Annotated in this window: 13 protein-coding genes; 9 read left to right on the top strand and 4 right to left on the bottom strand. The window is 35.6% G+C overall.

Going from position 1 to position 24,604, the window contains the following annotated elements:
* Window positions 1–97: 97 nt before the first annotated feature.
* Entirely contained in the window at window positions 98–1,126 is a 1,029-nt protein-coding gene (locus tag Y10_RS03355; RefSeq protein ID WP_281763952.1) for a sensor histidine kinase, read from the top strand.
* The gene (locus tag Y10_RS03350; RefSeq protein ID WP_281763951.1) at window positions 1,126–1,857 is read left to right on the top strand and encodes a LytR/AlgR family response regulator transcription factor; all 732 of its coding nucleotides are present in this window, start codon (window positions 1,126–1,128) and stop codon (window positions 1,855–1,857) included. The genes Y10_RS03355 and Y10_RS03350 overlap by 1 nt, the downstream gene beginning before the upstream one ends.
* Before the next feature lie 25 nt (window positions 1,858–1,882).
* Here Y10_RS03350 and Y10_RS03345 read toward each other — a convergent pair whose 3' ends face one another.
* From Y10_RS03345 to Y10_RS03335, 3 genes are all read right to left on the bottom strand, one after another.
* Window positions 1,883–3,283: a choice-of-anchor tandem repeat GloVer-containing protein gene (locus Y10_RS03345; protein WP_281763950.1), complete on the bottom strand. Its 1,401-nt coding sequence runs from the start codon at window positions 3,281–3,283 to the stop codon at window positions 1,883–1,885.
* A 322-nt stretch (window positions 3,284–3,605) separates the two neighbouring features.
* On the bottom strand, window positions 3,606–5,159 hold the full coding sequence (gene amaB, locus Y10_RS03340) for an L-piperidine-6-carboxylate dehydrogenase (protein ID WP_281763949.1): 1,554 nt from the start codon (window positions 5,157–5,159) through the stop codon (window positions 3,606–3,608).
* Between the two features lie 73 nt (window positions 5,160–5,232).
* Entirely contained in the window at window positions 5,233–5,772 is a 540-nt protein-coding gene (locus Y10_RS03335; protein WP_281763948.1) for a 3-hydroxyanthranilate 3,4-dioxygenase, read from the bottom strand.
* A 182-nt stretch (window positions 5,773–5,954) separates the two neighbouring features.
* On the opposite strand from Y10_RS03335, the gene Y10_RS03330 reads away from it, so the two are divergent.
* Both Y10_RS03330 and Y10_RS03325 read left to right on the top strand, forming a co-directional pair.
* On the top strand, window positions 5,955–7,004 hold the full coding sequence (locus Y10_RS03330) for an isoaspartyl peptidase/L-asparaginase family protein (protein ID WP_281763947.1): 1,050 nt from the start codon (window positions 5,955–5,957) through the stop codon (window positions 7,002–7,004).
* A gap of 1 nt (window position 7,005) precedes the next feature.
* Entirely contained in the window at window positions 7,006–12,567 is a 5,562-nt protein-coding gene (locus Y10_RS03325) for an alpha-2-macroglobulin family protein (protein WP_281763946.1), read from the top strand.
* A gap of 158 nt (window positions 12,568–12,725) precedes the next feature.
* On the opposite strand, the gene Y10_RS03320 is transcribed toward Y10_RS03325, so the two are convergent.
* Window positions 12,726–15,605, bottom strand: a complete 2,880-nt coding sequence (locus Y10_RS03320) for a T9SS type A sorting domain-containing protein (RefSeq protein ID WP_281763945.1) — start codon at window positions 15,603–15,605, stop codon at window positions 12,726–12,728.
* A gap of 259 nt (window positions 15,606–15,864) precedes the next feature.
* Between Y10_RS03320 and pbpC the strand changes: the two genes are divergently transcribed.
* The 5 genes from pbpC to Y10_RS03295 all read left to right on the top strand — a co-directional run bounded on the left by pbpC (window position 15,865) and on the right by Y10_RS03295 (window position 24,535).
* A complete protein-coding gene (pbpC, locus tag Y10_RS03315) occupies window positions 15,865–18,216 on the top strand; it encodes a penicillin-binding protein 1C (RefSeq protein WP_281763944.1) in 2,352 nt (783 codons plus the stop codon).
* Window positions 18,217–18,285: 69 nt separating this feature from the next.
* The gene (locus tag Y10_RS03310) at window positions 18,286–18,813 is read left to right on the top strand and encodes a GbsR/MarR family transcriptional regulator (RefSeq protein ID WP_281763943.1); all 528 of its coding nucleotides are present in this window, start codon (window positions 18,286–18,288) and stop codon (window positions 18,811–18,813) included.
* Window positions 18,810–19,946, top strand: coding sequence for an efflux RND transporter periplasmic adaptor subunit (locus tag Y10_RS03305; protein WP_281763942.1), 1,137 nt, complete (start codon window positions 18,810–18,812; stop codon window positions 19,944–19,946). The genes Y10_RS03310 and Y10_RS03305 overlap by 4 nt, the downstream gene beginning before the upstream one ends.
* Before the next feature lie 18 nt (window positions 19,947–19,964).
* Window positions 19,965–23,117 carry an efflux RND transporter permease subunit gene (locus tag Y10_RS03300; RefSeq protein WP_281763941.1) on the top strand — a complete coding sequence of 1,051 codons (3,153 nt, stop codon included), beginning with the start codon at window positions 19,965–19,967 and terminating at the stop codon, window positions 23,115–23,117.
* A gap of 2 nt (window positions 23,118–23,119) precedes the next feature.
* Window positions 23,120–24,535, top strand: coding sequence for an efflux transporter outer membrane subunit (locus Y10_RS03295; RefSeq protein WP_281763940.1), 1,416 nt, complete (start codon window positions 23,120–23,122; stop codon window positions 24,533–24,535).
* The last annotated feature ends 69 nt before the right edge of the window (window positions 24,536–24,604 follow it).

The following is a 24,604-nucleotide window of genomic DNA, read 5'->3' as shown; positions in this document are numbered from 1 at the left end:
TGTGTTTGTTGTATAAAACCACCTGTTCGTCTTGAGTTTTACCTCTTATTACCCTTCAGATTCATAAAAGTTATCCAAAAGCGTTACTTTAGAGCCTATGAACAAGAAAAAGGAAATACTACTACATATTATCTTCTGGATAGTTTTCATAGCTATGGATCTATTTTCAGATGTTATTATTTTAGAGAAAAAACTACCCTCTTTTTGGTATGTATTACAAACCATTGCCTTTAATGGGCTACAGGCTATTATATTCTATATATCGTATGCGTATGTATGCCCCAAAACCATTCAACGTAAACGGATAGCGCTGTTTATATTGGGCAATTTTCTACTCATATTTGTTTTTGCAGGGGTACGCTATATAGCCGAAGAAATCATCTTATACAAAATAACAGGATATCATAACTATGCTGACAGTAGTAGAATGGCTATTTATTACGTATATGACAACTCCTATTATGCCATTAGAATTTTATCGTTAGCTGTGGTATTTTATTTTGTAAAACATACGCTTAATACCAACCAACGGTTAAGCTTATTGCAATTAGAAAAGAAGCAAGCAGAATTACAAGTCTTAAAAAATCAACTAAGTCCGCATTTTCTTTTTAATACGCTCAATAGTTTTTATTCTGATTTGTTTGACACCCAACCTGAAGTAGCTGATGATATACTAAAGCTTTCTGAAATGTTGCGCTATGTAACTTATGAAAACGAAAACGACATGGTACCGCTAACCAGCGAAAAAGATTTTTTACAAAATTATATTGACTTGTTTAACAGACGTTTTGATAATAATATACCCGTAACATTTACAAGCTCTACTACCAATTTAGCCGGAAAAATACCTTCGTTATTATTAATACATTTTGTAGAAAATGCTTTTAAACATGGTATACTAGACAACCCTAATATGCCCATACAAATAAAACTAGAAGTACTTAACAATAGACTTGTTTACAAGGTTTCTAACTATTATAAAACCAGTGCCCATTATGATGAACCTGGTATTGGACAAAAAAATATAGAGAAACGCTTAGCTATATTATTTCCTAAAAATTATACTTTAGAGGTAAACCAAACAGACACTACCTACGCTATTCTATTAAACATACCCATTTTGTAATGAGCGAACATTTAACTTGTATTATTATAGACGACGAACCACCAGCAATACGCATTTTACAAAAGTACGTAGCGCAATTACCAGCTATTGAATGTATTGCCACTACCACCAAAGCTATAGAGGCATTGCAACTTATTACTACACATGAACCCGATGTTGTTTTTTTAGACATTCAAATGCCCGATTTAACGGGTATACAACTATCTACCCTTATAAAAGATAAAACACATATTATTTTTACTACTGCTTACGCCCAATTTGCAGTTGAAGGTTTTGAGCTAAATGCAGTAGATTATTTACTAAAACCTATTTCTTTTAATAGATTTATAGCAGCCGTTGAAAAGGTGAAAAAGTTAGAGAGTTCTTCTGCAAATACCCCGAAAGTAATAGAAAAAAGCACTGCTAATGACACCTACTTTTTTGTAAAAACAGATGGTAAAAACCGATTTAAGAAAATTGTTCTAAACAACATATTATATCTGGAGAGTATTAAAAATTATGTAGTGATTCATACCAATACAGAACAAGTGGTAACCTATAATACCCTAAAGTATTTTGAACAAAACCTACCAGAACACCAATTTGCTAAAATTCATAAATCGTTTATTGTTGCGTTACAAAAGGTAGAGAAAACAGACACCAACGAGGTATGGATTAATGAACAATGTTTACCCCTAGGTGATACCTTTAAGAATACCTTTTTTGATAAAATTAATGATCGTAAATTATAAAAAGTATTTTTCTAAAACTACAATTTTATTCTATTTGAATTTTCTTAATCACCTCCTTTGTTGTTGTTTTACAGCTAACTAAATATAATCCGGTTGCTAAGGAGGCAGTGCTTATAGTATTATTGATTATTGAAGTTTGCTCTACCAAAAGTTTTCCTTGAACATCATAGATTCGTAATGCTATCAAAGGATCTTCAGACGTAATATGTATTTTGTCTGACGCAGGATTCGGATAAAAAGTAATATCTGGAGCATCAAAATTTGCAACATTCATAGGGGTACTATTTATTAATAAAACTTTACTTCTTGGATGTGAACCTTCTTGAACCGTAAGATCATATAATTTTGTCAATACACCCGTACTAGTATCAAACTCAAAAATAGTTCCTGCATTAGATGCTCCTCCATAAGTTGTAGTTCCGTATAATTTACCCGTTCCATCTAATGTTGGAACTCCATAAGGCCACCCTCCATTATAATAACCATCAAAATTATATTCAACTGAATAAGAATTATTAACAGTATTGAAAGCATATAAAACACCATAATTATTAGTACCACCATTTTCGGTCATTCCATATAACATATTGTTACCTCCTATTGCTAATCCAGCCCTTGAATGGTAACCGCTTGACGCTACAAAATCGTGCACATTGGAAAATGTATCATATGCTGTATCATACATATATATAACACCACCTAAGTTTCCGCCACCCGATGAACACGTACCGTAAATTTTAGAGTTTCCAACTTTTAATAAAGACCCTTGCGGTATAGCCCCATCGGTATAATCAAATTCATGCTTTGTAGTAAAGGTATCGGTTAAAAAATTATAACAAAAAATAACACCGTCATCGTTCGCTCCTCCGTTGGATGTTGTTCCATAAATTTCACTTGAATTCACCAATACTAGTGCACTCCTAGAGTTATAGCCAGAGAGCATGGAGAAATCATATTTTTTAGTTATAATATTCGTTACGGGGTCAAACTCAAATAACACACCAATACTATTGGTACCCCCATTTACAGTAGTACCATAAAATTTACCATTTGGGGCTTCAACCATCCCTTTAAATGGATAAGAACCATTAGTACCATTAAAACTAGCAACAATAGTAAATGCACCCGTAGCCATTTCATAAGAAAAAATAACACCCTCATTATACGTACCTCCTGCCCTAGCAACACCATAGGTTTTACCATTAGAGCCCATAGTTAAATTACTAGCAGGATATGCTCCAACCGTATTATTATCATGAAAGTTTACATGAGTTGTTAAAACTCCAGAAGAGGGTTCAAAGGAAATTAGCGCACCGTCATTATACGTTCCACCTGTAGAAGTAGTAGTCCAAATTTCTAAATTTTGAGCATCTAGAAAATTAAAAAACAAACATAAAAAAAGAAGTAAAGTAGTTTTTTTTATCATAAGCAAAGTTATAAAACACTGATTTACTTATAAATATATGTTTTTTATACGTGACGAGAAAATATAAATACACAAAAAAAACAACCCCTGCATAATGCAAGGGTCGTCTGTGTCTAAAAAGTGTCTAAATGTGTCTAAAACCTATAAAACAAGGTATTTAAAATACCTCTATAGGCACAAATGTAATTTATTTTAATTACATACGTAGCTTAACTCCATTAAAACATCTTTAAATGAGTATTTTATATAAATATAATTACACAATAAAGAAAAAAGCCTTACCAAATGGTAAGGCCTCTCTGTTTAAGTATACTGACTTTTATTATAAATCAAATTTAATACCTTGTGCTAACGGTAACTCAGTAGTATAGTTAATAGTGTTTGTTTGTCTGCGCATGTATACTTTCCATGCATCAGAACCAGACTCACGCCCACCACCAGTTTCTTTCTCACCACCAAAAGCTCCACCAATTTCAGCTCCGGAAGTACCAATATTCACATTGGCAATACCACAATCAGATCCTTTATGACTTAAAAAAGTTTCTGCCTCTCTTAAATTATTGGTCATTATTGCAGAAGATAATCCTTGTACTACATCATTTTGCAAAGCAATAGCATTTTCTACAGTACCAGAATATTTAATTAAGTACAAGATAGGTGCAAAAGTTTCATGTTGCACAATCTCATAACTATTCTCTACTTCTACCATAGCAGGCTTTACGTAGCAACCGCTCTCATACCCATTGCCTTCTAAAACACCCCCTGGAACAATAATATTACCTCCTTCTTTTTCTGCCTTTTCTAAAGCAGCCAAATACATATTTACCGCATCCTTATCAATAATAGGCCCTACATGATTTTTCTCATCTAGCGGATTACCAATTTTCAATTGTCCGTAAGCTTTTACCAAAGCATCTTTTACGGTATCGTACACATCTTCATGTACAATAAGCCTTCTAGTAGAAGTACAACGTTGCCCAGCAGTACCAACAGCTCCAAAGATGGCACCAATAACCGTCATTTTAATATCAGCGTCAGGAGTTACAATAATCGCATTATTTCCTCCTAATTCTAGTAACGATTTCCCTAAACGCTCACCTACAACAGCTGCTACTTTTTTACCCATACGAGTAGAGCCTGTAGCCGAAATTAATGGTACACGTTTATCGGCAGTCATCAACGCACCTACCTCAGCACCTCCATTTATTAAACAAGAAATACCTTCTGGCATATTGTTTTCTTGCAACACCTTGGTGATTAATTGCTGACAAGCCACCCCAGTTAAAGGAGTTTTCTCAGAAGGTTTCCAAATACACACATCACCACATACCCAAGCTAAAGCTGTATTCCAGCTCCAAACTGCCACCGGAAAGTTAAAGGCAGAAATAATACCTACTATTCCAAGCGGGTGATATTGCTCATACATACGGTGTCCTGGGCGTTCACTGTGCATGGTAAACCCATGCAATTGTCTAGACAGTCCAACAGCAAAATCGCAGATATCAATCATTTCCTGAACTTCTCCCAAACCTTCTTGGTAACTTTTCCCCATTTCATAAGAAACTAGTTTCCCTAGCGGTTCTTTGTAAGCTCTTAGTTTTTCACCAAACTGACGTACAATTTCTCCTCTTTGTGGAGCGGGTACCATACGCCATTCTGTAAAAGCCTCTTGAGCTTTGGCTACTACTTTTTCGTAATCTGATTTTGTAGTAGTTGTAACCGATGCTATTGCTGCACCATCTACAGGAGAAACCGAGGTAATCTGAGCACCTTCTCCAAACCATTCAGATCCGGTAGAAGTCCCCTGATTTTCCTGCTCAATATATAATTTCGCTAATGCTTCCGTGATTCCGAAATCTTCGGCTAATTGTTTCATTTTTAACATATTTGTCGAGATTTGTTATATTTCATAAAGGTACTCATTTCCATTAACACCTAAAAATGAATTCTTATTCTGTTACAAAACGTTTGTCTGCTTCCATTACAGTACCACATTTGTCACAGGTACGTAATTCCTCCGATTTATAAAAATGATTAAAATGAGGTAAAAAGTCTTTCTCTATGTCATGTAGCTCAAAAAATACGTCATATAATTTATGGTTACAGCTCTCACAATGCCATACAAGTCCATCGGTATATCCTTTTCCTGCTCTTTTATATTCTACCACCAAGCCCACAGAACCTTCAGATCGAATAGGTGAATGTGGTATTTTAGCAGGGTGCAAATACATATCTCCAGGGCCAAGCTCCATCACTTTACGCTCTCCTTCCTCTTGTATTGCTACCTGAATAGTACCTTCTAATTGATAAAACAATTCTTCTGTTTCGTTATAATGATAATCCTTACGGGCATTAGGTCCACCAACTATCATAACTATATAATCTTCAGATATTTCCTTGTAAATATTCTTATTTCCTACAGGTGGTTTTAATAAGTGTCGGTTATCCTTAATCCACTGTTGTAAATTGAATGGTTTTTTAACAGCCATAGTTTAATTTTTAAGTACCCTAAAAGTAACAATTATATTTAAGTTACTTTCTTAATGTTATACTAACAATATACAGGTATTAACACAGCTAATATTTCAAAAAAATAATTCCGTTCACCTTTTAAATACAAACTTATTTACTAACTTTAAAAAGGACTATTTACGCTTAATAATTAACTATCATGAGGGTTTTCTTAGCATTACTTTTACTCCCCCTATTTTGGGCATGTACTTCTACACCCTCAACTGAAGGTGCTAAAAACACACCTAAAAAAGATAGCATACCCACCTTTGCTATTGTTATACATGGGGGTGCAGGTACTATTTTAAAAGAAAATATGCCCGACTCTTTAGAGGCTGCTTACAAGGCTAAACTAAAAGAAGCTGTTACCAAAGGCTACGCAATATTAAAAAATGGAGGAAGCAGTTTAGATGCTGTTGAGCAAACCATTAAAGTTATGGAAGACTCTCCCTTGTTCAATTCGGCAAAAGGAGCAGTTTTTACTGCCGAAGGTAAGAATGAGCTAGACGCTAGTTTTATGGAAGGGAAAAACTTAAATGCAGGCGCAGTGGCGGGTGTTACTACAGTTAAAAACCCGATAAGTCTAGCAAGAGCTGTAATGGAACAATCTGAACATGTAATGCTAAGTGGTAAAGGAGCCGAAGAATTTGCTGCAAGTGTTGGGCTAGAAATTATAGACCCTTCGTATTTCTATACTAAAAAACGAATGCAATCTTTACTAAAAGTGCAGGAACGTGAAAAACAAAATAAAGTTTCTGGCGTTAACACTTATGACCCCTACATTCAAAACACAAAATACGGAACAGTTGGTTGTGTAGCTTTAGACCAAAACGGCACTATAGCAGCCGGAACCTCTACTGGAGGTATGACTAATAAACGATGGAACAGAATTGGAGATTCACCCATTATTGGGGCAGGTACTTATGCTAATAATGCCACCTGTGGTATTTCTTCTACCGGATGGGGTGAGTATTTTATAAGAGGGGTTGTTGCCCATGATATCTCTGCCATGATGGAATATAAAGGAGTAGGTATTGAAGAAGCCTCTAAAACTGTGATACAAGACAAACTAACAAAAATGGGGGGTACCGGCGGTGTTATTGGTATTGACCATTTGGGTACTATTATTACTGAATTTAATACAGCAGGGATGTTTCGTGCTAGTATTGATGCAAATGGAAACTTAACGATTGGTATTTACAAAAATTAAAATGAAGAATTTAATCAAACAACTAACTTTACTAATTGCCTTTGCGGTGCTTTTAGGAGCTTGTTCTGAAAAAAAACAACAAACAGCTCAAGAACAAATTGACAATCTCTATAACTTTAAAGATTACATAAGTAGTGTAACGCAAGGAGAACTGTCGGCAATGGCAGATATTAAAATTATTTTACAAACCCCAATAAGTAATTGGGATACCAATACTCCTTTAGATAGTAAACTGTTAGCTATATCACCTAACGTAAAAGGTAAATTAGTTGCTTTAAATAGTCAAACAATATCTTTTACACCAGAAACTCCATTTGAAAACGACAAAGGTTACAACCTTACGCTTAATTTAAAAGATATATACCCCAACATACCTAAAGAATACCAAGAGTTTCATTTTAGTATACATACCATAAAACAGAATTTCAATATAGTAACCAACACCTTACAATCCTATTCTAAAGATTGGCAATACATAGAAGGTACCGTGCACACCGCAGATATAATGGCGCTTAGTCATGCCAAAAAATTAGTACGTGCTACCCAAGATAACAACCCGTTAAAAATTAAGTTTGAAACCCTCCCAGAAGAAGGTACTCTTTTCCATTTTACTATTGATAGTATTAAAAGAAAAGTAGAAAACGATAGCATTACCATTGCATGGTCTGGCAAAGAGTTTGGTATTGAGACTGCCGATACCCAAAAAATGCTGATACCCGGAAAAGATAATTTTACCATTTTAAATGTATCTGTAAATAGCGGTTTAAACCAATACATTCTTATCAATTTTTCAGACCCTATAGATAAGTCTCAGAATTTAGATGGACTCGTTTCTGTAAGCGGTTCTAAAGGACTTACCTTTTCTATAGATGGTAATAATCTTAAAGTATATCCTAAAACAGAGGTAAAAGGGTCTAGCGTTGTAGAGCTTTTTCAAGGTATTAAAAGTGTTGACGGTTATAAACTGAAAAACACCTTTTCAGAAGCACTTAATTTTGAACAATTAAAACCAAACGTTAGGCTACTTAATAACGCCACTATTTTACCTAACTCTAAAAATCTTAAAGTTAATTTTGAAGCAGTAAATCTTAAAGCTGTTGATGTTTCAGTAACCAAAATTTTCGAAAACAACGTTTTACAGTTTCTTCAGTTTAACGATTTAAATGGCTCCTCTTACTTAAGAAATGTAGCGCGCCCTATAGCACATAAAACCATTGTTTTACAAAGTAGTTTAAACCCATCTAATACCAGTGCTTACCGTGCATACGCTATAGATTTAAAAGAATTAATTACACCTGAACCAGGGGCTATCTACAGAGTAAACATCAATTTTAAACCAGAATATAGCTCGTATCGTTGTGATGAAACCAATTTTGAAACCACTGAAAACCTTACTACTTCAGACAATTTTGATGATGCCGAAGAAACAAGCTACTGGGATAATATAGAAAGCTATTATTATTACGAAGACGATTATTACTATGATTACGATTATGAGTGGAGAGAACGTGACAACCCTTGCCATACTTCGTATTACAGAAATAAAGGAATTTCTACCAATGTACTGGCTAGCAATATTGGGTTAACCGTAAAAAAAGGAATTAACGAAAGTTACTTTGTAAGTACCAACGACATTTTAACTACCGAGCCCTTACAAGGTACAAAAGTTACTTTTTACAATTTTCAACAACAAGTATTAGGCAGCGTATTAACAGACGAAAAAGGATTCTCTTTCTTTGATAGTGAAAAACCGGCTTATTTTGCTATTGCAGAACGTAACAAGCAAAAATCATATCTGAAATTGAACGATGGTAATGTACTTTCGGTAAGTAAATTTGATGTTGCCGGACAAAAATTAGAGAAAGGATTAAAAGGATATTTATATGGTGAAAGAGGTGTTTGGAGACCTGGTGACACCTTATTTTTATCATTTGTTTTAAACGATGCTAAGAGTAAATTACCAAAAGAACACCCTGTTAAATTTGAACTTTTTGATCCGTATGGTAAACTTACTAAAAGGGTAGTAACAGGTAATGAGGCAACCAATTTCTACTCCTTTACCGTTGCTACCGATGAAAATGCACCAACCGGTAATTGGCGTGCTAGTGTAACTGTAGGTGGGGTAACTTTTAATCAGCGTATTAAAATAGAAACCATTAAACCAAACCGACTTAAGATTAAAACATCTTTTGATGACGATATACTTAACGGTAGTAAACCTATTAACGGAGATTTGGAGGTAACTTGGTTACATGGGGCTATTGCTAAAAACCTTAAAACAGATATTAACGTAAAGTTTGTACCTACAACAACCTCTTTTAAAACATTCCCAGGATATATATTTGACGACCCTTCCAGAAGATTTAACAGCGAAGAACAAACCGTATTTAACGGCAAAGTAAACGACCAAGGTAAAACAAGTTTTAGCTTAAAACCTGAATTAAAGGAAAATGCACCAGGTATGCTAAAAGCCTCTTTTATTGCTAAAGTTTATGAAAATGGCGGCGATTTTAGTACCGATGTATTTACCAAAACATACGCGCCGTACGAAACTTTTGTGGGTATTAATGTACCTAAAGGAGATAAAACCAGAGGGATGCTCTTAACCGATACTCCTCACTTATTTGAAGTGGTTACAGTAGATGAAAATGGAAAACCAAAGTCCGTTGAAGATTTAGAGGTTTCCATACATAAAGTAAACTGGCGTTGGTGGTGGCAAACCGGTGCAGACAATGTTTCGTCTTACAACGGTAGTAACTACCATGAAAAAGTATTTGGCAAAACACTCACTACTGGTTCAGACGGTAAGGCTACTTTTAAATTTACACTTAACTACCCTGATTGGGGTAGATATTTAGTACGCGTAGTAGATAAAAACGGAGGGCACGCCACTGGAAAAACAATGTATATAGATTGGCCAGGATGGGCAGGGAAATCAAGAAAAAATGACCCTTCTAACGCTCAGGTACTAGCATTCTCTACTGACAAAAAAGCATATAATGTAGGCGAAAAAGCTATTATAACATTCCCTAGTAGTGAGCAAGGTCGTGCTTTAGTAACCATAGAAAACGGTACCGAAGTATTAGACGCACTTTGGGTAACCCCTAAAAAAGGGGAAACACGTTTTGAGTTGCCAATAACTAGCTTATACGCACCAAACGTATTTATCCATATATCACTTTTACAACCACATGCCTCTTCTAAAAACGATCTTCCGATACGTTTATATGGAGTAATGCCTATTTCTGTAGAAGACCCTAACACAAGGTTGTATCCTAATATTCAAATGCCAGATGTATTACAACCAGAGCAAACTATTACTGTAAAAGTAAATGAGAAGTCTGGTAAACCAATGACTTACTCACTTGCCATTGTAGACGAAGGTCTGTTAGACCTTACCCGCTTTAAAACACCAAATGCTTGGGATGCATTTTATGCAAAAGAGGCTTTAGGGGTTAAAACATGGGATTTATATGATGATGTTCTAGGCGCCTACGGAGGTAAAATAGATCAGGTATTTGCCATAGGTGGTGATGATGGTTTAGCGGGTGCTAAAAACAAAAAGGCCAACCGTTTTAAACCAATGGTTATTTACAAAGGGCCATTTACCCTAGGCAAAGGAGAAACCAAAACACATACCTTAAAAATACCAAAATACATAGGCTCTGTACGTACTATGGTAGTTGCCGAAGATGCGGCAACAGAAGCTTACGGAAATGCCGAAAAAACTACTCCCGTACGTAAACCGTTAATGGTTTTGGCATCGTTACCTAGAAAAATAACTCCGGGAGAAAAAGTAACCTTACCAGTTACCGTTTTTGCAATGGAGAAAAAAGTAAAAAATGTAACTGTAAAAGTAAAAGATAATAAGGCTTATAAAGTAGTAGGTAGTAAAAACCAAACCATTACTTTTGACCAACCCGATGAGCAAATGGTGTACTTTGAGCTAGAAGTATCAGACTTTGAAGGTATAGGAAAAGTAGTAGTAGAAGCTTCGGGAAATGGTGAAAAAGCATCGTATGAAGTAGAAATTGACGCCGTAAACCCTAACCCGCTTACTACCATTGCTAATGACCATGTTATTAATGCTAATGAAACTATTAGTATTCCATTAGAAACTTTTGGTGTGCAGGGTACTAATACGGCACAAATTGAATTTTCTACGCTCCCACCTATGAACTTTAGTTATAGATTGGAATACTTAATTCAGTACCCACATGGTTGCGTAGAGCAAACTACTTCAGCAGTTTTTCCTCAGCTATATCTTTCTGATGTAATGGATATTACTGGCGACAAAAAACTGAAAATACAACAGCATATAAAAGATGGTATTAACAGATTGGCTAATTTTCAATTACCTAACGGTAGCTTTTCTTATTGGCCAGGACAAAACGCCACCAGTGATTGGGGCACCTCGTACGCTGGGCACTTTTTAATTGAAGCAGAGAAAAAAGGTTATGTATTACCAATTGCCTTCAAATCTAAATGGATTAATTATCAAAAAGATATGGCAAGACAATGGCGTAATAGCAATGGTGGTAGTATGGTGCAAGCCTACCGTTTATACACGCTTGCATTAGCTGGTAACCCTGATGTGGCTTCCATGAACCGCATGAGAGAATCTAGTAATATTTCTAGAGAGGCTAAGTACCGTTTAGCAGCTACCTATGCACTTATTAACCAAAGCGATGCTGCTAAAGAAATCATCAAAACCGCAGGCGCACCTCAAGTAAACAAACCGTACCACTACTATTACTATTCTTATGGTTCTAAAACCAGAAATTTAGCAATGGAATTAGAAACCTATGTGTTACTGAAAGACGCTTACAAAAGCAAAGACTTGGCTGAAGATATTGCAGAGCAACTAAATAGCAACCAATGGATGAGTACACAAACTACAGCGTACAGTTTACTTGCCATGACAAGGTTTGCCAACTTTACCGGTGGAAAAGGAATGGAGTTAACTTTTAAAATAAATAATGGAAAAAGCAATACTGTAAACTCGTCTTCTAAAACGTTAATGAATAGAAATCTGGATATTAAAAACGGAGCTAATACTATTGAAATATCTAATAAGAAAGATCAACTAGTATACATTAAAGTGGTAAACTCTGGTATTTTACCTGTAGGGAAAGAAAAAACGGCACAAAATAATATTGTTGGATTTGTGAAGTATAAAACTAGAAATGGTGAAACTATTTCTCCTGAAAACCTTACCCAAGGTACCGACTTTGTAGCGGAGGTTACTGTTACCAACACTACAGACCGTAGGGTGAATGATGTTGCACTAACAGAGATTTTCCCAAGTGGTTGGGAAATTATTAATACTCGATTTACCGATTTTGGAGATTTTAGTAATAATAACGTTACCTATACAGATATTAGAGATGACCGCGCCAATTTCTATTTTGACTTGAAGGAAAAAGAAACTAAAGTAATTCGTGTTCTTATAAATGCATCTTATTTGGGTAGTTATTACTTACCAGGTATACAATGTGAAGCTATGTATGATAACGACTATATACTAAGAACTAAAGGAAAATGGATTAACGTAGTAAAATAATAAATAGATTCTCATTTCTAGAAATGTAGAATTCTAATGATAGGTTAACCCAACCGCTTCAAAGCAAACCTACCTAATAATTAATCTTAAGTATATCAGATAATACACAAATAAAAAAGCCTCCTTAAAAAGGAGGCTTCTCTATTATTAAGGCAACATTATTGCTTAAGAATTTTAATTGTTTTGGTATTGGAATTCTCCATAAATACCTTCACAAAATAAACTCCTGTAGCAAAACTCTTCATATCAATTTTAGCATCAGTAGCATCAATAGTTTCAGATTTAACTAACTGACCAGTTAATGTATACACCTGAACTGACTTCATTACTCCTTCAGCAGTTAAATTTAAATCGTTAACAACAGGGTTAGGATAGCTAGAAAGCGAAACAGCATCAAAAGAAGCAACCGCCATATTAGAGTCTACTGTTAAAGAATAATCAGCATAAGTTCCATATCCATAAGAACCACATGGGTCATCACCTGCTCCTGCATTTGCTTCTCTGTTCCATATTCTCATATTATATGTACCAGGGTTAACAGAACTAGGAATGGTAACAGAAAACGTATATGTTACAGGGCTAGAAGCCACATAAGCTGGTAAAGCCACCACCTCATCTGTATCACTAAAAGAACCATTATCATTAAAGTCTACAGCAACACCAAGACTCATCCATCCAGAAAGCGTTACTTCAAACGTATATGTATTCCCTATTGTTAAAGTAGGAATTACAACGTCTGTTTGGTCATGATCGTTGTACGTTAAAGTAGCATCTGTAAAACTTACCTCAGTAATTGAAAACTCAGACATACTCCAGCTACTTCCACTAGTTGAATAAGATGGTGTACATGCAGTAGTAGTAAAATCAACTACATCAGAATAACTAGTAATACCAGAGTTAGTACATGTAGAAGCCAATCTATAATAAGAAGTTGTAATCATATTTTCTGCAGTAATATCACTTGTCACAGCGTCAGCACCTGAAATATCTGTCCAGTTAGTAGCACCATCAGCAGAATACTGCCACTGGTATACAATTCCTGCCGCATCAGAAACACCTGATGCAGAAGCTGTAAATACAGAACCTACACCACCCGTAGTAGCAGAAAGCGATGCCACACCTCCATCAGGAGTCCCAGCACAAGAAGAAGCTACTTTTCCAGCAAGTGTAAATACGTTTAAAACATTATCTCCAGATGTAACACCTGTTGTACTAGTAAAGGTAACACTTACTACCTGTTTAAGTTGACTAGCCACAGGAATATCTATAGTAACAGCATAAATACGAGGTCCAGAACTTGAAGTACCAACACCATCATCAGTAATATTTACACGAGAACCAATGTTAGTAATATATCCAGTGTTACCAAACCAGTCTGGGGCTGAAAGGCCTGTAAAGGTATCTGTTGTAGCATCATCATAAGTTACTTCAGCTGTAAACGATGCAGAACCAGATCCTCCGGTAACTCCTAAATAAATTTCTTGTAACATTAAAGGAGTAGTTAAGGTAAGTGTACCAACTTCTCCGTCCATACCTAATCTAAGGTCGTTATTAGCGTCATAAGGCGCCATAAAATATTGCAAACCATTAGGAGCCGTATTACTATACAAAACTCCATCAGCAGGTAATCCATTCGTATACTCCGTTCCAAGCGGATTAAATCCGTTTGCAAAAAAAGCATAGTTAGCTCCATCTACTACATTAGTAGTACTTGCAGCAGAAGCCCCAGCACCATTAGCAATAACATCTTCGTTAAACCCGGTAACTGTAATAGGTGTTAAATCGTTCTCAGCAGTAAAGTCTCCAGTAGCGTAAGAACCTTGGCCTTCTACCATTACTCTTACATAATACATAGTACCATCTGTTAATCCTGTTACATCTTGTGCAGCAGTAGTAATACCTGTAAAGCTACTAACAATAGAAGTAAAAGCTGCATCGGTTGCCACGTCTAAAGCATAAGTAGCACCTGCTCCTGAACTTACCCAGTTAATAGTAGCGGTTTCACTAGTAATATTACTAGCTCCCATTAAAACAGGAGGATAAAATGGAGTAGTCTCAGAACCTGATAACTCAGTTGTATAATATAATGGACCACCAGAACAAGCTCCATTATAGCCATAAACAAAATAATAATACATTGTATTTTCATCCAAACCACTATCGGTAAAAGATAATGAAGAACCTACTTGTATAACAGTTCCACCTCCTAAGGCATCTCCAACAGTATAAGTTGTCATGTCAACAGGCAAATCTGTTAACGTACTACTAGTGCTTCTCACTATTAAGTAAGAATCTGGTGCAGAAGTAGCTGCTGTAAAAGAACCACTTATAGCAGTAGCCGAATCTGCACTTAAAGTTAAAGCTGTAGGCGCATCTGTTGGTGAAGTACAAGAGGCTACACCAGACAACGTAAATTGAGCATTAGGACGGTTAGTAGTGGCATTTAAGCTACTTCCAGAAGTCCAAGGCCCTGAGTCATTTTGGTAGTAAGCCATGGTATTCCCAGTAGTACTTGTATACGCATAATAGGGTCTATCATAAGACCAACTCTGATTGGATTTTACCACCAAAACCGATAAGTTTTGCGTGTTATCTGTAAACGCAAAAGGAGTATCTAAAGTGACACCCATCCATCCGGTATTATCATTAGGAAAAGCCCCTTGATATACCAAAGTGTAATCTGGAATAGCTGGTGCTGCACTAACTGCAGCATCAGTAGTGGTTCTCATATAAATAAAAACCTCGTCAATTGTTACCGAGTTACTACCACTTTCTTTTTCAAAAGCAATGTCTGTAATAGTACCTGTTAAACCAATTTCTGAACCAGCGTACAAAATTTCGCTTGCCGAATAATTGTAATACCTATTAATAGGACTCTGGTTAGAAGATGAAGTACCCGTACCTACCGTGGTAGTGGTTTGAGCCTGTGCAAAACCGGCAACAAAAATCATGGCAAAGGCCATCATAAAATACTGAAATCTGCTAAAGCAGTCTTTCTTTCTCAATTCTAAATAATTAGAAAAGTAAAATTGTTTCATAAAATAAATGTTAGATGATTTGTGTTAAAATTATCCAAAATTCAACCATCTGCAAACATTCGATTAAATAATTGTTAAATAAACACCTTTTAGGTTAAATAGAAATTATATGTACAAAATATTAAGCTTATAATTATCAATAATTCACTTAGAAACAATGATTAAATTTTTAAATGACAATTACGTTAGAAGTTTATACATACCATTATATTTTTATAAGACTTAAAAATGTATATTTAAAAACACTGTAGCTAGTATCTTGTTCTCAAAAACTATTAAAAATATTACCTCACATCCTATACGGTATATACTTATAACAACTTTAGTTATTTGGTACTATTTCTGTTTGCCTACTACACTATTTGAAGACCCCACTGCCACCGTGGTAAAGGCAGCCAACGGACAATGGTTAGGAGCTAAAATTGCAGCAGATGAACAATGGCGTTTTCCTGAAATAGACACCGTACCAGAAAAATTTAAACAATGTATTTTACTTTTTGAAGACGAACACTTTTATAAACATCCTGGTGTCAATCCTATATCTATGGGAAAAGCCTTAGGTGCTAATATAAAAGCAGGAAAAACAGTAAGAGGTGGTAGCACCATAACACAACAAGTTATAAGGCTCTCTAGAAAAGGCACTGCCAGAACCTATTTTGAAAAGTTAAAAGAATCTATACTTGCCACCCGATTAGAATTGCGCTATTCTAAAAATAAAATACTAGCATTGTATGCTTCTCATGCCCCGTTTGGAGGAAATACTGTTGGATTAGATATTGCAGCTTGGCGCTATTTTGGTATTGAAGCAAAACAACTTTCATGGGCAGAAAGTGCCACGCTAGCGGTGTTACCTAATGCACCAGGTATTATTTACCCCGGTAAAAATCAATCTACTTTACTAAAAAGAAGAAATGGCCTTTTAAAAAAATTAAAAGACCATAAGATTATTAACCAAACTACTTATGAGCTTGCACTTATAGAGCCTTTACCACAAAAAGCTTATGAGATACCACGGCTAGCACCTCATCTGTCTGAATATTTACACCAAACTAAAACAGGTAAAGAAGTAAAAACAACAATCAATTATAAGTTACAAAAAGAAGTAAACCAAATTGTTAAAAGTCATTATCTGCAATTAAAGCAAAACCATGTTTATAATATTGCTGCTTTGGTATTAGATGTGCATAACAGAAATGTATTGGCATATGTAGGCAATAGCCCTACTGATATGTTTCATGAAAAAGATGTAGATATGATACACGCTCCGCGTAGTACGGGTAGTATTTTAAAACCGCTATTGTATGCCGCAATGATGGATGATGGAGAGCTGTTACCTAAAATGCTTGTAGAAGATATACCCACCAAAATTGGTGACTACAGTCCGCAAAATTTTGACGAAACATACAATGGTGCTGTACCCGCAGATGAAGCCTTGGCAAGATCTTTAAATATTCCTGCAGTGCGTTTATTGAAGCAACACGGACTTGAAAAATTTAGAGATGAACTAGACTTTTTCAAGTTAAAAGATATTAATCGCCCTGCTTACCACTATGGTTTACCTCTTATTCTAGGTGGCGCAGAAAGCAACCTATGGGATTTATGTAAAACATATGCATCCTTAGCTTCTACCGTTAATCACTTTAATGAAACTTCTAGTGAGTACTACACCCATGAGTTTACCGAACCCTGCTTACTATATGGTAAACAATCTAATTTTGGAGAAAAAGTACAGCAAAAGAATATTTTTGATGCCGGAAGTATCTACGCTACACTAGAAGCTATGAAAACGGTAAACAGACCTGAAGATGAAGTTTCTTGGCAATACTTTGAATCTTCTACTGAGATTGCTTGGAAAACAGGTACAAGTTTTGGTAATAAAGATGCATGGTCTATTGGGCTAACAAAAGATTATGTAGTGGGTATTTGGGTAGGCAATGCAGATGGAGAAGGTAGACCACAAATTACAGGTGTAAGTAGTGCAGCCCCTATTTTGTTTGATGTATTTGATGTACTACCTAAAACTACATGGTTTAAAAAACCTCTAGATGAATTAATTGAAAGAAGTATATGCACTCAAAGTGGTTATTTAGCCTCTAGCATATGCCCATCGGTAACTAAATGGATTCCGAAAACCGGAGCTAGAAGTAGTACATGCCCCTACCACCATTTGGTACATGTTGACTTGCAAAAACAATTTAGAGTAAACGCATCTTGCCAGCCTATAGACAAAATAACTACCATACCGTGGTTTACCCTACCCCCACTTATGGAATACTATTATAAAAAGAACCATGTAAACTATAAAGAATTACCTCCTTACAAAACCGATTGCTACAATGACCTAGAAAAATCTATGGAATTTATTTACCCAGAAAACAACACTACCATTACCATTGCCAAAGATTTTGACGGTAGCTTTAACGAAATTGTACTAAAAATAGCGCATAGAGATAGTGATGCCAAGATTTTTTGGTACCTAGATGAACAATACATTGGCCAAACCAAACAATTCCACGAGCTAAAAATTTCTCCTTCAAAAGGTTGGCACACCATTACTGCACTTGACGAAAACGGATACCAGATTTCTAGAAAAATAAACATTAACAAATAATTAACTTCTAATTGGTTCGGTAAAAACCGAACCAAACGTATATTTGCACTGTAATTATAATTGCAGACAATGACTATTGAAGAACTAGAAAAAGAAAAAAGACTCTTAATAGAGGAAATGGGCGTTTGTTTTGAAAACTGGGACACCCTATCGCCTTTATCTTCAAGAATCTTTGCATTGTTGGCACTTTCATTAGAAGACGGTGTTCCGTTTGAAGAAATTCAAGAAACATTAGAGGCTAGTAAAAGTTCTATCTCTACCAATTTACAGCTACTACAATCTAAAGGAAGAATTGGGTACTGCACAAAACCAGGAGATAGAAAACGCTACTTCAAAATTGACGATCAGCAAGTAATAAACAGACTTGATGAAAAAATTGAAGCTTGGAAACAAGAAAAGCTTCTACATGAAAAGGTGCTTAGATATAAAGAAAAAGTGCTGGAAGTAAAAGAAATTGAACTTAAAGACAGCTTACAACTTAGACTCTCTTACAACAAACATTACATAGAGTTTATTGATAAAATGCTACAAAATTTAGAATTATTAAAGGAAAATTTATTTGCAACATACTTAAAACGAGAAAAAGAAAGTAAATGAGAACAAGAACCCTTTCCCAAATAATGGTTATGGCACTGGTAACAGTGATTTTTGCAAGTTGTGGAAAAGACAACCCACAAGCTCAGCAAGCAGCCGGGCAGCAGGCCCAAGCTACTCCAGTTTCGGTAATTACAATTCCAAGTAAAACCGTTACAGGGTACAGTAGCTACCCAACAAGTATTGAAGGTATTATTAACAGTGGTGTGAGAGCCAAGGTACAAGGATATATACAAGAAGTACTTGTAGATGAAGGTCAGAAAGTTAGAAAAGGACAAGCCTTATTCAGACTAGAAACGCAAAGCTTAAGCCAGGATGCAGCGGCAGCAAAAGCTAATGTAAACGCAGCACAAGTAGAGGTAGATAAATTAAAACCTCTTGTAAAAAAAGACATTATTAGTAATGTTCAATTAGAAACTGCAAAAGCACAATTAGAGCAAGCTAAAAGTAGCTATGAAAGTATAGTAGCTAATATTGGTTATGCTACCGTAAAAAGCCCAGTTGACGGGTATGTAGGGGCTATACCTTACAGACAAGGTGCTTTAGTAGGGCCTAACGATACAACGCCATTAACTACCGTAACAGACATTAAGCAAGTATATGCTTATTTCTCTATGAATGAGTCTGATTATCTAGACTTTTTACAAAACACTCCAGGTGAGTCTTTACAAGATAAGGTAAACAACTTCCCAGAAGTAACCCTAGTATTAGTAAACGGTAAGTCTTACGAACAAAAAGGTAAAATTGAAACTGTAACAGGTCAAATTAACGCTAATACAGGTACCGTAAGCTTTAGAGCTGTGTTTGATAACCCAACTGGCTTATTAACCAACGGTAACAGTGGTACTATTAAAATTCCTGTAGTGTATGAAAATGCTCCAGTAATACCGCAAACCTCAACTTTTGAGCAACAAGGTAATATTATGGCCTACACCCTTACTTCAGATAATAAAACTAGTTCTACCATGGTAAAAACAAAAGCTATTGTAGGCAATTTATATGTTGTTGAATCTGGACTTAAAAAAGGAGATAAGGTAGTTGCTGCTGGTGTAAGCAAATTACGCCCTGGTGCTAGCGTACAACCAAACGAAGTACCATTTGATACCATTGCAAAACCGGTTAAACAATTATTTTAAAATACAAGAAGTAAGATCATGTTAAAAAGATTTATAGAAAGACCTGTACTCTCTACGGTAATCTCCATTATTGTAGTTATTTTAGGAGTATTAGGGCTTACCACCCTTCCTGTGGAACAATATCCCGATATTGCCCCTCCAACGGTAAGAGTTTCTGCCACCTACACAGGTGCGAGTGCAGAAACCATCTTAGAGAGTGTTATTATTCCTATTGAAGAACAAATTAATGGTGTAGAAGGTATGACCTACATTACTTCTACTGCTACCAACGCTGGTACTGCCGAAATTAATGTATACTTTGATCAGGATATTGACCCAGATATTGCTGCCGTAAACGTGCAGAACAGAGTTGCTTTAGCAAGCCCATTATTACCTTCTGAGGTAACACAAGCTGGGGTTACTACTCAAAAGCAACAAACAAGTTCATTAATGTTCTTGTCATTCTACTCTACTAACCCAGATTATGATGATACGTTTTTGAACAACTACTTAAACATTAACGTTATTCCTGAATTTAAAAGGGTTTATGGTGTTGGTGATGTAACAAACTTTTCGCGTCAAACCTATGCTATGCGTATCTGGTTAAAACCAGAAAAGTTAAAAGCTTATGGCTTAGTACCTGCCGATGTAATGTCGGCTATTAATGAACAAAGTCAGGAAGCTGCCGCAGGTTCATTAGGTGAAAACAGTGGTGAAAACTTTTCATACACTATTAAATATAGCGGACGTTATAAAAGCGAAGATCAATATAGCGATATCATTATCAAATCTATTGGTAACGGACAGTTCTTACGTTTAAAAGATGTAGCAGATATTGAATTAGATGCTCAATCTTACCAAGTAACATCTCAAACTAAGGGATACCCTAGTGTGAGTATGGCTATCTACCAAACAAAAGGATCTAATGCGCAAGAAATTATTGAGAACATCAAACAACGTATTGAAGAATTAAAACCTAATTTCCCAGAAGGAATTGAAGTTTTTGTTCCGTTTGATACCAATGAATTCTTAAACGCATCTATAGATAAGGTGGTTCACACTTTATTTGAAGCATTTATATTAGTATTTATCGTAGTATTTATCTTCTTACAAGATTTTAGATCTACTTTAATTCCTGCTATTGCGGTTCCGGTTTCTATTGTAGGTACGTTCTTCTTCCTTAACCTATTTGGTTACTCTATTAACTTACTTACCTTATTTGCATTAGTATTAGCCATTGGTATTGTTGTGGATGATGCCATTGTGGTAGTAGAAGCAGTACACGCCAAGATAGATGAAGGTGCTAACAATGCGAAAACGGCAACCTTAGATGCCATGCACGAAATATCTGGTGCAATTATCTCTATTACCTTAGTAATGGCAGCGGTATTTATTCCGGTAACCTTTATTACAGGGCCAACAGGGGTTTTCTATGAGCAGTTTGGTATTACGCTTATTGTTTCTATTATTATTTCTGCAGTAAACGCATTAACATTAAGCCCTGCTTTATGTGCGTTATTACTTAAAGGCCATGATGAATTAGAAGAAGGACACAAGAAAAAGTCGTTTTTACAACGTTTCTATGATGGTTTTAACAGAGGGTTTAATGCTACCATTAACCGTTACGGTAAATCATTACACTTCTTATACAAAAACAAATGGATTACCTTTTTACTAATTATACTTTCTGGTGTAGGTATTTGGTGGACCGCTAATAATACAAGAACAGGTTTTGTACCTAATGAAGATAGAGGTATTTTATTTGCAAACGTAGAATTACCTGCTGGTTCTTCTTTAGATAAAACCCATGAAATTACCGAAGCTTTCTACGAAAAAGCTAAAAACATACCAGGTATTGAAGGTATGAACATGGTAGACGGATTTAGTTTACTTGGTGGTCAGGGTAGTAACTACGCATTAGGTTTTATTAAATTAAAAAACTGGTCAGAACGTGAAGATCCATCTTTATCATTAGAAGCTATTCAAGGTCAGTTATTTGGTTTAGCACAATCTTTCCCAGATGCAACTATTTTATTCTTTGGACCTCCTAGTGTACCAGGATTTAGTATGTCTGCAGGGGTAGAGGTAAACCTGTTAGACCGTACCGGTGGAGATGTTAAGGCATTAGACCAAGCTAAAAATGAATTTATTGGAGCATTAATGCAACACCCAGAAGTTCAGTACGGGCAGTCTACCTTTAACACCAACTACCCACAGTACGAAATGGATATTAACATGCCATTAGCAAAACAAACAGGAGTTTCTGTAAATACCATATTTGCAACCTTACAAGGATATATTGGTGGTATATATGCAGCAGATTTTTCTAGATTTGGTAAGCAGTATCGTGTGTATATTCAAACATACCCATCGGATAGAGCTACTACATCAGATCTTGATAAAATGTTTGTAGCAACTACTAGCGGAGAAATGTCTCCATTAAGCCAATATGTATCTTTAAAAAGAGTTTATGGCCCTCAGTCTGTAACCCGTTTCAACTTATTTAACAATACTAAAATTAACGTAGCTATGAACCCAGGATTTAGTTCTGGTGATGGTATTAGAATTGTTGAAGAAGAAGCAGCTAAATTAGGAACAGATTATGGTATTTCTTATTCTGGTTTAACTCGTGAAGAGGTAAATGCAGGTAGTCAAACCACCGTAATCTTTATTCTTTGTGTGGTATTTGTATACTTCTTACTTGCTGCACAATACGAAAGTTACTTATTACCATTCTCAGTAATTTTATCGTTACCTCTAGGTATTTTCGGAGCTTACATTTCTACCAACTTAATGGGATTAGAAAACAACATCTACTTCCAAATTGCATTAATCATGTTAGTTGGTTTATTAGCTAAAAACGCAATTCTTATTGTAGAGTTTGCCATACAGAGACGACGCCATGGCGAGTCTATTGTAGATGCGGCTATAGATGGTGCTAAAGCACGTTTACGTCCTATCTTAATGACCTCTTTTGCATTTATCCTAGGGTTAATGCCATTAGTATTAGCAAGTGGTGTTGGGGCAGAAGGTAACCGCTCTATTGGTACAGGTGCTGTTGGTGGTCTATTAATTGGTACAATTCTAGGGTTGTTTGTTATTCCTATCTTGTTTATCATGTTCCAATGGTTACAAGAAAAAATATCAGGCGGTCCAAAATTTGTTGAACAAACAGAAAATGTAAACGCATAACAATGAAATTCATTAAACATAAAAACATCATGATCAGAACAGCTTTAATTGCTGTTCTGGCCATCACTTTGCAAAGCTGTTTTGTAGCTAAAAATTATGATCGTCCCGAATTTGAAGAGACCGAACATTTATTTAGAACGGACAGTTTACCTACAGACAGTGTTTCTATGGCAGAGGTTTCTTGGAAAGAAATCTTTACAGACCAATACTTAGTTGGGTATATTGAAAAAGGATTACAAAACAATATAGATATACGTGTAGCTATTCAGCAAATGAATGCAGCGCAAGCGTATCTTAAACAGGGAAAATCTGGTTATTTTCCAACGCTAAGCGCAGGAGCCACAGTTACACACCAAAACTTATCTAAAAACAGTCAGTTTGGTTCATTCTTTAACGGGTCTATAGACCAATATGAATTATCTGGAGACCTGTCTTGGGAGGCTGATATATGGGGTAAAATTAGAAGCAATAAAAGAGCCAGTGAAGCTAGTTACTTACAAAGTGTAGCAGCACATAAAGCTGTTAAAACGGCTTTAGTTTCTCAAATTGCTGCAACATATTATACTTTACTTTCTCTAGACGAGCAGTTACGTATTACAGAACAAACTGTTGCTACCAGAAAACAAAGTGTTGAAACTATTAAAGCATTAAAAGAAGCAGGGCAACAAAACCAAGTGGCAGTAGACCAAACTACAGCTCAATTATACAGTGCTCAAGCTTTAGTTATTGATTTAAAAAATTCAATTTTTCAAGCTGAAAATACATTAGCTATTCTTTTAGGTGAAACCCCTCAAGGATATGAAAGAGCTAGCCTAGCTGATGAAAAAATTAATACCGAATTAAAAATTGGAGTTCCTACTTCTTTATTAAGAAACAGACCAGATGTTATGGCTGCTGAATATGGGTTAATTAACTCTTTTGAGTTAACCAACGTAGCAAAAAGTAACTTCTACCCATCGTTAACTTTAACTGCTAATAGTGGTTTACAAAGTTTAACTTTTGACAACTGGTTTAGTGGAAGCTCATTCTTTGCAACATTAGTAGGTGGGTTAACGCAACCTATTTTTAACCAAAGACAAATAAAAACTCAGTATGAGGTAGCTCAAGCACAACAAGAACAATCTTTGTTAAACTTTAAGCAAACCCTATTAACTGCAGGAAAAGAAGTTTCTGAAGCATTATATACGTATGATGCCGAAGTTGAAAAATACGAATATTTAGACTTACAAGTACAAGCATTGCAAAATGCTGAAACAAATTCTGAAGAATTGCTTGATAACGGATATGCCACGTATTTAGATTTACTAACAGCGCGTGAAAGCAGATTAAGTGCAGAACTTAATTTAATTGATAGCAAATTACAACAATTATTAGCTGTAGTAAACTTATACGAAGCCCTTGGTGGTGGTTGGCAATAAGCAATTTTTTTACATTCCCCCCTTATATATATTCAAAAAGCACTTGTTAAAACAAGTGCTTTTTTTTCT

The organism is Neptunitalea lumnitzerae (genome assembly GCF_027924185.1).
Classification (GTDB): Bacteria; Bacteroidota; Bacteroidia; order Flavobacteriales; family Flavobacteriaceae; genus Neptunitalea; species Neptunitalea lumnitzerae.
This window is presented reverse-complemented; position numbering and strand designations above follow the sequence as displayed.

Coding starts and splice junctions, on each gene's coding strand:
- Y10_RS03355 (WP_281763952.1), top strand. CDS start 98: ATGAACAAGAAAAAGGAAATACTACTACATATTATCTTCTGGATAGTT.
- Y10_RS03350 (WP_281763951.1), top strand. CDS start 1,126: ATGAGCGAACATTTAACTTGTATTATTATAGACGACGAACCACCAGCA.
- Y10_RS03345 (WP_281763950.1), bottom strand. CDS start 3,283: ATGATAAAAAAAACTACTTTACTTCTTTTTTTATGTTTGTTTTTTAAT.
- amaB (WP_281763949.1), bottom strand. CDS start 5,159: ATGAAACAATTAGCCGAAGATTTCGGAATCACGGAAGCATTAGCGAAA.
- Y10_RS03335 (WP_281763948.1), bottom strand. CDS start 5,772: ATGGCTGTTAAAAAACCATTCAATTTACAACAGTGGATTAAGGATAAC.
- Y10_RS03330 (WP_281763947.1), top strand. CDS start 5,955: ATGAGGGTTTTCTTAGCATTACTTTTACTCCCCCTATTTTGGGCATGT.
- Y10_RS03325 (WP_281763946.1), top strand. CDS start 7,006: ATGAAGAATTTAATCAAACAACTAACTTTACTAATTGCCTTTGCGGTG.
- Y10_RS03320 (WP_281763945.1), bottom strand. CDS start 15,605: ATGAAACAATTTTACTTTTCTAATTATTTAGAATTGAGAAAGAAAGAC.
- Y10_RS03310 (WP_281763943.1), top strand. CDS start 18,286: ATGACTATTGAAGAACTAGAAAAAGAAAAAAGACTCTTAATAGAGGAA.
- Y10_RS03305 (WP_281763942.1), top strand. CDS start 18,810: ATGAGAACAAGAACCCTTTCCCAAATAATGGTTATGGCACTGGTAACA.
- Y10_RS03300 (WP_281763941.1), top strand. CDS start 19,965: ATGTTAAAAAGATTTATAGAAAGACCTGTACTCTCTACGGTAATCTCC.
- Y10_RS03295 (WP_281763940.1), top strand. CDS start 23,120: ATGAAATTCATTAAACATAAAAACATCATGATCAGAACAGCTTTAATT.